The organism is Streptomyces sp. NPDC048278 (genome assembly GCF_040652195.1).
Taxonomy (GTDB): domain Bacteria; phylum Actinomycetota; class Actinomycetes; order Streptomycetales; family Streptomycetaceae; genus Streptomyces.
In genome coordinates this window covers 53,171-66,013 of record NZ_JBEZLP010000034.1, presented here as the reverse complement: position 1 = coordinate 66,013, position 12,843 = coordinate 53,171, and the positions used below count along the sequence as shown (strand labels likewise).

At 74.1% G+C, this 12,843-nt stretch carries 10 protein-coding genes, 1 pseudogene and 1 riboswitch; of the genes and pseudogenes, 5 read left to right on the top strand and 6 right to left on the bottom strand.

Annotation, left to right across the window (positions count from 1 at the left end; all coding sequences use genetic code 11):
• Nucleotides 1–80: 80 nt before the first annotated feature.
• Nucleotides 81–2,390 (bottom strand): 5-methyltetrahydropteroyltriglutamate--homocysteine S-methyltransferase, encoded by a 2,310-nt coding sequence (gene metE / locus AB0D74_RS39715; protein ID WP_362598179.1) that lies wholly within the window; start codon nucleotides 2,388–2,390, stop codon nucleotides 81–83.
• Between the two features lie 152 nt (nucleotides 2,391–2,542).
• Nucleotides 2,543–2,758: riboswitch (cobalamin riboswitch) on the bottom strand.
• A 59-nt stretch (nucleotides 2,759–2,817) separates the two neighbouring features.
• Nucleotides 2,818–2,949, bottom strand: a pseudogene (locus AB0D74_RS39710) (IclR family transcriptional regulator); the annotation flags it as partial.
• Between the two features lie 84 nt (nucleotides 2,950–3,033).
• Between AB0D74_RS39710 and AB0D74_RS39705 the strand changes: the two are divergent.
• Both AB0D74_RS39705 and AB0D74_RS39700 read left to right on the top strand, forming a co-directional pair.
• Nucleotides 3,034–3,120, top strand: coding sequence for a hypothetical protein (locus AB0D74_RS39705; protein ID WP_362598302.1), 87 nt, complete (start codon nucleotides 3,034–3,036; stop codon nucleotides 3,118–3,120).
• A gap of 37 nt (nucleotides 3,121–3,157) precedes the next feature.
• Nucleotides 3,158–3,991, top strand: a complete 834-nt coding sequence (locus AB0D74_RS39700) for an isocitrate lyase/phosphoenolpyruvate mutase family protein (RefSeq protein WP_362598176.1) — start codon at nucleotides 3,158–3,160, stop codon at nucleotides 3,989–3,991.
• 37 nt (nucleotides 3,992–4,028) lie between these two features.
• Here AB0D74_RS39700 and AB0D74_RS39695 read toward each other — a convergent pair whose 3' ends face one another.
• The gene (locus AB0D74_RS39695) at nucleotides 4,029–5,543 is read right to left on the bottom strand and encodes an NAD(P)/FAD-dependent oxidoreductase (protein WP_362598174.1); all 1,515 of its coding nucleotides are present in this window, start codon (nucleotides 5,541–5,543) and stop codon (nucleotides 4,029–4,031) included.
• Between the two features lie 330 nt (nucleotides 5,544–5,873).
• Here AB0D74_RS39695 and AB0D74_RS39690 point away from each other — a divergent pair, with 330 nt between their 5' ends.
• Together AB0D74_RS39690 and AB0D74_RS39685 are read left to right on the top strand one after the other, a co-directional pair.
• On the top strand, nucleotides 5,874–6,626 hold the full coding sequence (locus AB0D74_RS39690) for an SDR family NAD(P)-dependent oxidoreductase (RefSeq protein ID WP_362598171.1): 753 nt from the start codon (nucleotides 5,874–5,876) through the stop codon (nucleotides 6,624–6,626).
• Between the two features lie 156 nt (nucleotides 6,627–6,782).
• The gene (locus AB0D74_RS39685) at nucleotides 6,783–8,324 is read left to right on the top strand and encodes an amidohydrolase (RefSeq protein ID WP_362598168.1); all 1,542 of its coding nucleotides are present in this window, start codon (nucleotides 6,783–6,785) and stop codon (nucleotides 8,322–8,324) included.
• Between the two features lie 101 nt (nucleotides 8,325–8,425).
• On the opposite strand, the gene AB0D74_RS39680 is transcribed toward AB0D74_RS39685, so the two are convergent.
• The gene (locus AB0D74_RS39680) at nucleotides 8,426–9,751 is read right to left on the bottom strand and encodes a lysine N(6)-hydroxylase/L-ornithine N(5)-oxygenase family protein (protein ID WP_362598166.1); all 1,326 of its coding nucleotides are present in this window, start codon (nucleotides 9,749–9,751) and stop codon (nucleotides 8,426–8,428) included.
• An 84-nt stretch (nucleotides 9,752–9,835) separates the two neighbouring features.
• Between AB0D74_RS39680 and AB0D74_RS39675 the strand changes: the two genes are divergently transcribed.
• Entirely contained in the window at nucleotides 9,836–10,789 is a 954-nt protein-coding gene (locus AB0D74_RS39675; RefSeq protein ID WP_362598163.1) for a methionyl-tRNA formyltransferase, read from the top strand.
• 70 nt (nucleotides 10,790–10,859) lie between these two features.
• Here AB0D74_RS39675 and AB0D74_RS39670 read toward each other — a convergent pair whose 3' ends face one another.
• Together AB0D74_RS39670 and AB0D74_RS39665 are read right to left on the bottom strand one after the other, a co-directional pair.
• Complete coding sequence (locus AB0D74_RS39670; protein ID WP_362598160.1) at nucleotides 10,860–11,840, bottom strand: ABC transporter ATP-binding protein; 981 nt, start codon at nucleotides 11,838–11,840, stop codon at nucleotides 10,860–10,862.
• A gap of 4 nt (nucleotides 11,841–11,844) precedes the next feature.
• Complete coding sequence (locus AB0D74_RS39665; RefSeq protein ID WP_362598299.1) at nucleotides 11,845–12,840, bottom strand: iron chelate uptake ABC transporter family permease subunit; 996 nt, start codon at nucleotides 12,838–12,840, stop codon at nucleotides 11,845–11,847.
• Nucleotides 12,841–12,843: the final 3 nt, after the last annotated feature.

The window sequence follows — 12,843 nt, the reverse complement described above, 5'->3', positions numbered from 1 at the left end:
CGACAGTACGCCGTCCGGCACCCGCGAGTGCCGGACGGCGTACTGAGGGTCCTGCGTCCGGCGTTTGCGCCGGGGGTCGGCTACAGCTCTGCGCGTACCGTTCGTGCTGCCGCGACCAGGTTTTCCAGGGAGGTGCGGACCTCCGGCCAGGCGCGGGTCTTGAGGCCGCAGTCGGGGTTGACCCAGAGCCGGTCGGCGGGGATGGCCGCCAGGCCGGTCCGCACCAGGGCGGCGGCCTCCGCCGGGCTCGGTACACGGGGGGAGTGGATGTCGTAGACCCCGGGACCGGCCTCGCGCGGGTAGCCGTGGGCGGCGAGTTCGCGGGCGACCTGCATGTGGGAGCGCGCGGCCTCCAGGCTGATGACGTCGGCGTCGAGGTCGTCGATGGCCTGGACGATGTCGCCGAACTCGGCGTAGCACATGTGGGTGTGGATCTGCGTGTCCGGACGGACCGAGGCGGTGGTGAGCCGGAACGCCTCCGTCGCCCAGGCGAGGTAGGCGGGGCGGTCGGCGGCCCGCAGCGGCAGGGTCTCCCGGAGGGCGGGTTCGTCGACCTGGATGACGGAGGTGCCGGCCGTCTCCAGGTCGTTCACCTCGTCGCGCAGGGCGAGGGCGACCTGCCGGGCGGTGTCGCCGAGGGGCTGGTCGTCGCGGACGAAGGACCAGGCGAGCATGGTGACGGGGCCGGTGAGCATGCCCTTGACCGGGCGGCCCGTGAGGGACTGGGCGTACGACGTCCAGCGCACCGTCATCGGCTCGGGACGGGAGATGTCGCCGGCCAGGACCGGCGGGCGTACGTACCGGGTGCCGTAGGACTGGACCCAGCCGTGCTGGGTGGCGAGGTAGCCGGTGAGCTGTTCGGCGAAGTACTGGACCATGTCGTTGCGTTCGGGTTCGCCGTGCACCAGGACGTCCAGGCCCGCCTTCTCCTGGAAGGCGACCACCTCCTGGATCTCGGCCCGCACCCGGTCCTCGTACCCGGCCGTGTCGATGCGTCCGGCGCGCAGGTCGGCGCGTGCGGTGCGCAGTTCGCCGGTCTGCGGGAACGACCCGATGGTCGTCGTGGGCAGCAACGGCAGCCGCAGATGGGCGCGTTGGGCGGCGGAGCGTTCGGCGTACGGCTGCGAGCGGCGGGCGTCGGACTCGGTGACGGCCGCGGCGCGGGCGCGCACGGCGGGGTCACGGGTGATCGGTGAAGTCGCCCGGGAGACCAGGTCGGCGCGGTTGGCGGCGAGTTCGGCGGCGATGGTGTCGGTGCCCTGGGCGAGGCCCTTGGCGAGGGTGACGACCTCGGCCGTCTTCTGCCTCGCGAAGGACAGCCAGCGCAGGATCTGCGGCTCGATGTCCCGCTCGGCGGCGGCGTCGAGGGGGACGTGCAGGAGGGAGCAGGACGCGGCGACGTCGACCCGGTCGGCGAGGCCCAGCAGGGTGCCGAGGGTGGTGAGGGACGCCGACAGGTCGTTCACCCAGATGTTGCGGCCGTTGACCACACCGGCGACCAGGCGCTTGCCGGGCAGCCCGCCGACGGCCGCGAGGTCGTCCAGGTTGGCGGCGCCGGTCCCGGTGAAGTCGAGGGCGAGCCCCTCGACCGGGGCCTTGGCCAGCACCGGCAGGGCCTCGCCGAGCCGGTCGAAGTAGGAGGCGACCAGGAGCTTCGGCCGGTCGGCGAGGGCGCCGAGATCGCGGTAGGCACGGGTGGCGGCGTTGAGTTCGGCCGGGGTGCGGTCCTGGACCAGGGCGGGCTCGTCGAGCTGCACCCACTCCGCGCCGGCCGCCCGCAGGTCGGCGAGCACCTCGGCGTAGACCGGGAGCAGCCGGTCGAGGAGGGTCAGCGGGTCGAAGCCGGTGGGCACGCCCGGCGCCGGCTTGGCGAGCAGCAGATAGGTGACCGGGCCGACCAGCACCGGCCGGGCGGCGAGCCCGAGGGCCAGCGCCTCCGCCAGTTCGCCCACCTGCTTGGCGGAGTCCGCGGCGAAGACGGTGTCGGGACCCAACTCCGGCACCAGGTAGTGGTAGTTGGTGTCGAACCACTTCGTCATCTCCAGCGGCGCGACGTCCTGCGTGCCGCGGGCCATGGCGAAGTAGCCGTCGAGCGCGTCGGCGTCGACGGCGGCCCGGTGCCGCTCGGGGACGGCGCCGACCATCACGGTGGTGTCGAGGACGTGGTCGTAGTACGAGAAGTCGCCGGTCGGCACCTCGTGGATGCCGGCCTCGGCCAGCTGCCGCCAGGTGGAGCGGCGCAGTTCGGCGGCGGAGGCCCGCAGGGCGTCGGCGGTGAGCCGGCCCTTCCAGTAGCTCTCGGTCGCCTTCTTCAGTTCCCGGGCCGGCCCCTGGCGGGGGTAGCCGTACACGGTGGCCCGGGCTGCCGCGGCTGCGGACTCGGTGGTCACGGAGATCTCCTTCGCGAGACGATTCCCTGAGATCCCGGCGACGGGACGGGGGCGCGAAGGGGTGACGGACCGGACGGAGACGGCCCGTGGCCGTCCGCTCGGTATGCACGCCGACCCGCCCACGAGGTCACCGGGATGTCCGCGCACGAGTGGTTCGCGCACGGGCAGTTGGCAGGTCTTCGGACTCGCGGGCACGCCCTCCTCCGGAGGACACCTACTGGCCGTCGCTTCCCGGATCCGGTGGATCCAGTGCGTATGACGGCGGTCGTTCCCGCTCACCGCTGCGGGGCAGTCCCGGATTCCCACCGGGTTCCCTCTTGCGACACCCTGTCCGGCTGACAGGGCGAACCAGCTGCGAGGGCCACCTTACGACGTACGCACGGGCCGTGTCCCCGTCCCAGGGGTGCCACCGCTCCGCAGCGCCCGGGAGGCCCAGGGCCGCCGTCCGCACCGCCGGGGCCGGCTGTGCAGGGCGGAAGCGGTCGCACGGTACCGCCACCGAGAGCACCGCGACCGCCGTGGACCCGGCGAAGCCAGGGGTCGCGATGCAGCTGCCACCCCCCCCGCTGCGGGCCGGTGACACCGTCCCGACCGGCGCGCTCGGCACGATGGCGGTCGCCGCCGCCGTCGTCGTACGACCGTCCTGGTCGAGGCGGGGCGTCGCAAGCTGGTCGGCGGGCCGGGGGACGTGGTCACGGACGTCGCCCTGGACATCTCGGGGAGCCGCTGACGCCTGATTGTCGGTGCCGGCTGACACACTGACGGACGTGGACACTGAACGCAGGGAACGGGCCGCACGCTTCGTGGAGTTGCACCGGGAGGGCTGCTTCCTGCTCCCCAACGCCTGGGACGCGGGCAGCGCCCGCGTCCTGGAGTCGGCCGGTTTCCCGGCCGTGGCCACCACCAGCGCGGGCATCGCCTTCTCCCTGGGCCGTGCGGACCACGACTACGGCGGCGGCCGGGTCGACCGCGCCACCATGGTGGGCCGGATCCGTGAGATCGCCGCCGAGGTCCGGATCCCGGTGAGCGCGGACCTGGAGGACGGGTTCGGCGAGGCGCCCGGGACCGTCGCCGAGACGGTCTCGACGACCCTCGCGGCCGGGGCCGCCGGCGGCAACATCGAGGACTTCACGGGCGACCGCTCCCGCCCGCTGTACGAGCCGGAGCTCGCGGCCGACCGGATCCGCGCCGCGCGCGAGGCGATCGACGCGGCCGGCGAGCCGTTCGTCCTGGTCGGCCGGACCGACGTGCTGCTCACCGGCGGCCCGCTCGACGAGGCGGTCCGGCGGGCCAACGCGTACCTGGCGGCGGGCGCCGACTGCGCGTTCGTGCCGGGCGCGGCCGACGCCAAGACGATCGGCAGCCTGGTGCGGGAGATCGACGGCCCGCTGAACGTGGTGATGGGCCTGACCGGAGGCGCCCTGTCCCTGGCCGACCTCCGCGAACTCGGCGTGCGCCGGGTCACGGTGGGCGGCAGCATCGCCCGGGCGATGTACGCACACCTGCTCGCCGCGGCCCGCGAGCTGGCCGAGCGCGGCACCTTCACCTACGCCCGGGACCAGATCTCCCAGTCGGACCTGAACGAGCTCTTCCGCAGCTGACGAACCGGGCGCTGCGGCCGTCACGGCCGACGGGGTGTCAGCCGGCGTCCGCCTGCTGCTGCGCCCGCCGGTGCCGGTACGCGGCGACGAGGAACACCCAGATCTCGCTGACCGTGGGGAACGGCGCGACGGCGTGCCGGAGGCGTTTCAGCGGGACCTCGCCGGCGACCGCGATCGTGGCCGCGTGCAGCAGCTCGCTGACCCCGGACCCGACCATGGTCACCCCGAGCAGCACGTCCCGGTCGACGTCCACGACGAGCCGGGCGTGGCCGGTGTAGCCGTCGGCGTACAGGTTGGCGCCCTGGGCGGCGTCGAGGTCGAGGTCGACCGTCTCGACGCGGTGCCCGGCGGCGGTCGCCTGCTCGGCGGTCAGGCCCACCGCGCCCGCCTCCGGGTCGGTGAAGAAGACCTGGGCCACGGCATGCCGGTCGGCGGTCGTGGCGTGGTCGCCCCACTCCCCGTCGTCCAGCGGCTGCCCGGCGGCCCGCGCCCCGATGGCGTCCCCGGCCGTGCGGGCCTGGTACTTGCCCTGGTGGGTGAGGAGCGCGCGGTGGTTGACGTCGCCGAGGCCGTACAGCCATGCCCCGTCGACCCCGTCGACCAGGCAGGTCGTGTCCACGTCCAGCCAGGTGCCGGGGGTCAGGCCCACGGTCTCCAGGCCGATGTCGTCCGTGTTGGGCGTGCGTCCGGTGGCGAACAGGACCTCGTCGGCCTCCAGTTCGCTCCCGTCGTCGAGGGTGAGCGTCACCGGCCCGTCCGGTTCCGGGCGGCGCAGCGCGGTCACCTGGACGCCGGTCCGCACGTCCGCGCCGGCCTCGGTCAGCCCCTGGGTGACCAGCTCCCCGGCGAAGGCCTCCATGCGGGGCAGCAGCCGGCGCCGGACGAGCAGCGTGACCTGCGACCCGAGCCCCTGCCACAGGGTCGCCATCTCCACGCCGACCCCGCCGCCGCCGACCACGACCAGCCGGCCGGGCACGGTGCTGGAGTCGGTGCCGTGCCGGTTCGTCCAGGGCCGGGCCTCCTCGATGCCCGGGATGCCGGGCAGCGCGGGCCGGCTGCCGGTGGCGAGGGCCACCGCGTGCCGGGCGACGAGGGTCTGCCGGGTGCCGTCGTCCCGGCCGACGGTGACCCGGCGCGGCCCGTCGAGCCGGCCCTGGCCGCGGAACAGGTCGGCGCCGATGGACTTCACCCACAGTGCCTGCGCGCTGTCGTCCCAGTCGGTGACGTATCGGTTGCGGCGGGCGAAGACCGCGGCGTCGTCGAGCCGTCCGGTGACGGCCTGCCGGGCGCCGTCCACGCGGCGGGCGTCGGCGACCGCGAGGACCGGCCGCAGCAGCGCCTTGCTGGGGACGCAGGCCCAGTAGGAGCACTCGCCGCCGACGAGTTCCCGCTCCACGACGGCCACCGAGAGCCCGGCGGCCCGGGCCCGGTCGGCGACGTTCTGCCCGACCGGGCCCGCGCCCACGACGATCACGTCGTACGTGCTGCTCGCCCCGGTCGCGTCCGCTGCCGCGCCGGGTGCTTCGTGCGGTGCTGCGTTCGGTTCGCTCATAGCTGCCTCACCTGACGATCGGTGCCGGTCCGCACCGCTCCGGGCCGCCGGGGCCCCGAGCCGTACGGGTCATGTAAGCGCGGGACGTGTGCAGTTGATCGCGGTGCGGCCGGGCGCCCGGTGAAGGGCCGCCACCAGCGCGTCCTCCGGCCGCCGCCCCGCCCCGCCCCGCACCGGCCGGTGCACGGGGCGCTCGTGAAGGTCGTCGGATCCGCTGACGAGGAGCGCCGAATCCGAGGAACACCGCTGCTGCCGTGGACTCCCGTCGCCGCACGGAGCAGGCGGCGGGACGATGGATTTGCCCCACTTTCCATACCCTAAGGACACCTCGTGAGTTCTGCTGACCTGACCGGACGCGTGGCCCTGCTGACCGGCGCGACCAGTGGTATCGGCGCCGCGACCGCGACGCTGCTCGCCGAGCGCGGCGCGCACGTCCTGGTCGCGGGCCGCGACGCGGACCGTGGTGAGCGGGTGGTCGCGGGCGTCCGGGAGCGCGGCGGCAAGGCCGACTTCCTGGCGGCCGACCTGAGGGACGCCGACTCGGTGCGGCGCCTGGCCCGCGAGGCCACCGCGCTGGGCGGCGGCCGTGTCGACATCCTTGTCAACAACGCCGGGATCTACCCGTTCGGACCGACCGCGCAGACGCCCGCCGACCAGGTGGACAGCGTCTACGACCTGAATGTGAAGGCGCCGTTCCGCCTGGTGGGCGAGCTCGCCCCGGCCATGGCCGAACGCGGCCGGGGCGCCATCGTCAACGTCAGCACCGTCGCCGCCGAGTACGGCATCGCGGGGATGGCGCTGTACGGGTCGAGCAAGGCGGCGGTCAACCTGCTGACCAAGGCGTGGGCCGCCGAGTTCGGCCCGCGAGGGGTGCGGGTCAACGCCGTGGAGCCCGGTCCCATCCGCACCGAGGGCACGGCCGGCATGGGTGACGACCTGGCCGCCCTGGCCGCACAGGCGCCCGCCGGCCGGCCCGGTGAGGCGCGCGAGGTCGCCGAGGCGATCGCCTACCTGGTGAGCGACGCGGCGAGCTACGTCCAGGGCGCGGTCCTGCCGGTCGACGGTGGCCGTACGGCCGTCTGACGCGCCGGGTGGACGGCCCGCACCGGCCCGCCTCCCGAGACGGCGGGCCGTGCGCGGAAGGGGGCGACCGCGGCGGATCCGTGATGGGTAAGGTAAGCCTAAGTTCATCTTCTTTTCGCTGTCGAGGGCGGGTCTGCCGCCACGGAGGGAGGCTCGATGACGGACTTCGCGACCACCCCGCGCCGGTCGGCCGCGGTGACGCTCGCCCGGGTACGGCTGGGGGCGGGCGGCCCGTTGGCCGGTGTGCGGGTGGCGGGCGGCAGGGTCACGCATGTGGTCCCGGGGCAGGAGGCCGTGCGGCCCGCCGGACCCGCGGGACCTGCCGCGGACGAGCGGGTCGTCGACCTGGACGGGCGGGTCCTGCTGCCCGGACTGTGGGACGCCCATGTCCACCTCGCCGAGTGGGCGAGCGCGCGCCGCCGGCTCGACCTCTCCGGAACCGCCTCCGCACGCGAGGTCGCCGACCGGGTGCGCGCCCACGGCCGTACGGCACCCGGCGCCGGAACGGTCCTGTTCGGATACGGCTTCCGGGACGGGCTCTGGCCCGACGCCCCGGACCGGCGCCTCCTCGACGCGGCCCTGCCGGACCGCCCGGTCGTCCTGGTCAGCGCCGACCTGCACGCCGTGTGGCTGAACTCCGCCTGCCTGGCACTGGTCGGCCGCGGCGACCACCCGACCGGACTGATCCGGGAGGCGGAGGGACACGAGGTGCTCGCGGCCCTGCCCGAGGTGCCGGCCGAGACCCTGGACGACTGGGTCGCCGACGCCTGCCGGGCCGCCGCCGCACGCGGGGTCACCGGGGTCATCGACTTCCAGTACGGCGACACCGTGGGCGCCTGGGAACGGCGCTCGGCACAGGCCCCGCCGGCCGTGCGGGTGTCCGCCGCCGTCTACCCGAGCCACCTGGACGCGGCCGTGGCGCGCGGGCTGCGCACCGGCTCGGCGATCGGCTCCGGCACCGGCGCGGCCGACGGCCTGGTGCGGGTCGGCCCGCTCAAGCTCTTCACGGACGGCTCGCTCAACACCCGTACCGCGCTGTGCCGCGACCCCTACCCGGGGCTCGAGAACACGGACGGCGCGCACGGCATCGAGCAGACGGCACCGGACGAGCTGGTACGGCTCATGCGCCGGGCCGCCGCGCACGGCATCGAACCTGCGGTGCACGCCATCGGCGACCGGGCCAACACCGTGGCCCTGGACGCCTTCGAGGCCGTGCGCTGCCGCGGCCGGATCGAGCACGCGCAGCTGCTCAGCCCCGAGGACCTGCCGCGCTTCGCGGAACTGGACGTCACGGCGGGGGTGCAGCCCCGGCACGCGACGGACGACCGCGACGTCGCGGACCGGTACTGGGCCGGACGCACCGCACGCGCCTTCGCCTACGCCGACCTGCTGGCCGCCGGGGCACGGCTGGAGTTCGGCTCGGACGCCCCCGTCTCGCCGCTGGACCCCTGGCTCGCCGTCGCGTCGGCCGTCACCCGTACCGACGACGACCGCCCCGCCTGGCACCCGGAACAGCGGCTGCCGGTGCGGGACGCGCTGGCCGCGGCGGCCCGCGGGCGCCGGCTCGTCAGGGTCGGGGACCCCGCGGACCTGGTGGTCGTGGACGTGGATCCGCTGACGGCCGGCCCGGACGCCCTGCGTGCGATGCCGGTGCACGCCACGATGACGGCCGGCCGCTGGACCCACGGCCCCTGCTGACACCGCCCGCCGGACGGACGGGCCCCGTGGCCCGGACGGGACCGTACCGTCCGGGCCACGGGAGTGCGGGGTGGTGCGGGGTGGCGGAGTGGCGGTGCGGGTCAGGCCGCCGTCGCCCGGTCGGCCACCAGGGACCCGTGGATCTCCTGCGCGCGGACCGCCACGGTCGACAGCAGGGTGCTGGTGAGCCCGTGGGTGTGCTCGGTCCCGCCCTGGAGGTAGATGCCGGCCGTGACCTCCGGCACCGTCTCCACGCGGTGGTCCCGGCCGACCCGGATCGCGTCGCCGTCGTCCTTGAGGCACAGCTTGGCCGCGTCGCCCATGAGCGCGGTCAGGTCCCGGGGCCGGTAGCCGGTGGCGAGCACCAGGACGTCGGCGGGCAGCGTCTGCTGTTCGCCGGTGGGCAGGAACTCGACGGTGACGTCGAGACCGCCGTCCGGCCCGCCCGCGACCTCGCGGACACGGGAGACGTTGAGGAAGCGCAGCCGCTCCCGGCCGGCCACCTTCTCCCGGTACGTGGTGGCGTACAGCGACTCGATCAGATCCATGTCGACGACCGAGTAGTTGGTGGAGCGGTGGTAGTCCAGCAGGGACTGCTTGACCGCGGACGGCGCGGAGAAGTAGACGTCCACCGCCTCCGGGTCGAAGATCCGGTTGGCGAACGGGCTGTCGTCCGCGGGCGTGTAGCCGTACTTGGCGAAGACCGAGCAGACCTCGGCGTCCGGGAACGTGCGGTGCAGGTAGTCCACCGTCTCGGCGGCGCTCTGCCCGGCACCGAGCACGACCGCCCGCCGCACCGGCGCGCCCGTCGCCGCCAGTTGCTCGGCGCGCGGAATCAACTCGCTGTTGTGCCAGACCCGTTCGGCGAGCTCAAGACCCGGCGGCACATGCGGCTCAAGTCCCATCGCCACGCTGATGTTGCGAGTGCGGTGGGTCACGGTCGTCCCCGGACGGGCCGCGTCCCGGCAGGTGACGTCGAAGAACGCCACCCCGCCGTCGTCGTCGCGCACCGGGTCCACCGCGACCACCTCGCTGCCGTACGACACCAGGTGCGCGACCCGGGCCGCCGCCCACTCGAAGTACTCGTGGAACTCCATCCGCAGCGGGAAGAGCGTCTTCTGGTTCAGGAAGTCGATCAGTCTGCCCTGTTCGCGCAGGAAGCAGAGGAAGCTGTAGTCGCTGGTCGGGTTGCGCAGGGTGACGAGGTCCTTGAGGAAGGAGACCTGCATCGTGGCGTCGTCGATCAGCATGCCCCGGTGCCAGCCGAACCGCGGCTGCCGTTCCAGGAACAGGGCGTTGAGGCGGCTGTCCGCCGCCAGACCCGTGTTGTGCTCCTCAACCGCTATGGACAGAGCGAGATTTGACGGGCCGAATCCGATTCCGATGATGTCGTGGACGACGTCGGAACCCATGACCGGTGATTTCACCTTTGCATCGCCTCCCTCAGGCAGACCCATGCTAGATAAGGTAAGGCTTACCTAGCAATGGAGTCTCTGAAGGGAAGGTCCGTCATGCGGGTCGTCATGCTCGGCTACCAGACCTGGGGTCACCGCACGCTGCAGGCGCTGCTGGACTCCGATCACGAGGTGGTCCTCGTCGTCACCCATCCGAGGAGCGAGCACGCCTACGAGAAGATCTGGGACGACAACGTCGCCGAGCTGGCCGAGAAGCACCAGGTCCCGGTGCTGCTGCGCAACCGGCCCGACGACGCCGAACTCCTCGACGCGGTGCGGGAGTCGAGGCCGGACATCATCGTCGCCAACAACTGGCGGACCTGGCTGCCCCCCGAGTTGTTCGACCTGCCGCCGCACGGCACCCTCAACATCCACGACTCGCTGCTGCCTGCCTACGCCGGGTTCTCGCCGATCATCTGGGCGCTGATCAACGGCGAGGAGCGGGTCGGGGTGACCGCGCACCGCATGAACGCCGAACTCGACGCAGGGGACGTCCTGGTGCAGCGCTCGGTGCCGGTCGGGCCGACCGACACCGCCACCGACCTCTTCCGCCGCACGGTCGACCTGATCGCGCCCATCGTGCGCGAGTCCCTCGACCTGATCGCCGCCGGCCGCGACGCCGGCCAGTGGGTGCCGCAGGACCGCACGCGCGCCAGCTTCTTCCACAAGCGGTCCCTGGAGGACAGCCGCATCGACTGGAGCTGGCCGGCGGAGCGCCTGGAGCGGCTGGTGCGGGCCCAGTCCGACCCGTACCCCAACGCCTACGCGTTCCACCGCGGCGAGCGGCTCAGGATCGTCTCCGCCGCCGTCTCCGAGGGGCGTTACGGCGGCACCCCGGGCCGGATCTTCATCCGCGAGGGCGACGGCGTGGTCGTCGTGGCGGGCGCCGACGCCCACACCGGGCGCTGCCGGGGGCTGCTGGTCCGGCGGGTACGGACGGACGACGGCACGGAGTACGCGGCGGCGGACTACTTCCGCACCATGGGGGGCTATCTGACGTCCCGTCCCTGAGGGCGGGCCCGTCGCCGGGCGCGGTGCCGGGCGCGGTTCCGACGGCTGGAGAAGCCCCCCGCCCGCCGGTTCAGTCGACGGCGGCCGGGGTCGGGACCGCGCCCTCGGCGTCGCGGGTGCCGTTGCCGCGGGCTCCGGCGTCGCGAACTCCGGCGTCGTGGATCCCGTCGTCGTGGGCGTCGTCGTGGGCGTGGGCGTGGGCGTGGGCGTCGGCGTGGTGGTGGCGGCCGAGCGGGATGACCATCGGGGTGCCGCTGACCGGGTCGGGGGTGATCCGGCAGCGCAGGTCGAAGACGTCCTCGACGGTCGCCTCGGTGACCACCTCGGCCGGTGTGCCCTGGGCGACGATGCGGCCGGACTTCATGGCGATGACGTGGTCGGCGTACCGGCAGGCCTGGTTGAGGTCGTGCAGCACCATCACCACCGTGCGGCCCTCGCGCCGGTTGAGGTCGGTGATCAGGTCGAGTACGTCGATCTGGTGGGCGAGGTCGAGATAGGTCGTCGGCTCGTCCAGGAGCAGGACCGGGGTGCCCTGGGCGACGGCCATGGCGATCCACGCGCGCTGCCGCTGGCCGCCGGAGAGCTCGTCCACCGGCCGGTCCGCGAGCTCGGTCAGGCCGGTCGCCGCCAGCGCGGCCCGAACGGCCTCCTCGTCCGCCGCCGACCACTGCCGCCACCAGGTCTGGTGCGGCGAGCGCCCGCGGTTGACCAGGTCGGCCACGGTCAGCCCCTCCGGCGCCACCGGTGTCTGCGGCAGGATGCCGAGGGTGCGGGCGAGTTCGCGGGTCGGTATGGAGCGCAGGGCGGTGCCGTCCAGCTCGACGACGCCCTCGCGCGGGGCCAGCAGCCGGGCGAGGGCGCGCAACAGGGTCGACTTGCCACAGGCGTTGGCGCCGACGATGGCCGTGATCCGGCCGGTGGGCACGGTGAGGTCGAGGTCGGCCACCACCGTCCGTCCGTCGTAGGCGAGATGGAGGCCCCGGGCCCGCAACTCGGGTCCGGTGGCGCGCTGTTCGGGGGAGCCCGGGGTACGCGGGGCGGTGGTCGACATGGGATCAGCCTCCAGATCCCGCGCGGTTGGCGCGGACGAGCAGCCACAGCAGGACCGGCGCGCCCAGGGCGCCGGTGACGACCCCGACCGGCAGTTCCGTCCCGGGGACCGCCTCGCGGGCGAGGAGATCGGCGCCGAGGACGACGAACGCGCCGGTGAGACCGGAGACGAGCGGGGGCGGTGCCGAGGTGCCGGCCAGCCGCAGGGCGATCTGCGGGCAGGCCAGGGCCACGAAGGCCACCGGTCCGGCCGCCGCCGTGCCGAAGGCGACCAGGCCGACCCCGGTCAGCAGCAGCGCCAGCCGGACCGGCTGGACGGGGGTGCCGAGCCCGGCGGCCACGTCGTCGCCGAGCTGGAGCGTGCGCATCCAGCGGCCCAGGCCCAGGGTGACCGGCAGCAGCACGGCCAGGGCGACGGCCAGCGAGTCCACCTGGCCCCAGGTGCGGCCGTTGAGGTTGCCGACCAGCCAGCCGAGCGCCTCCTCGGCCTGGAACCGGTTGCCCCGTGCCACCAGGAAGTCGGTGGCGCTGGTGCAGATCCAGGAGACGCCGATGCCGACGAGGATGATGCGGTAGCCGGTGGCCCCGCCCTTCCAGGCCAGCGCGTACACGAGCAACGCGGTCGCCAGGGCGCCGAGCAGCCCGACCGTGGACAGCCCGAGTCCGCCGGCCCAGCCGAGCACCACCGCCGCGACCACCGCGGTGCCGGCGCCCTCGGTCAGCCCGATCATGTCGGGGCTGGCCAGCGGGTTGCGGGTCATCGTCTGGAACACCGCCCCGGAGACCCCGAAGGCGATGCCGACCAGGAGCCCGGTGAGGGCGCGGGGCAGCCGCAGGTCCCGTACGACGACGAGCGTCCCGGGGTCGCCCACCCCGAACAGGGCCTTGACGACGTCGGGCAGGCTCACCGGGTAGTCGCCGAGGGCCAGGCCCCAGCAGAACAGCGCGAACGCGCCCACGCCGACGAGCACACCGGTCAGCACCAGGCGTGGCCGCAGCATGCC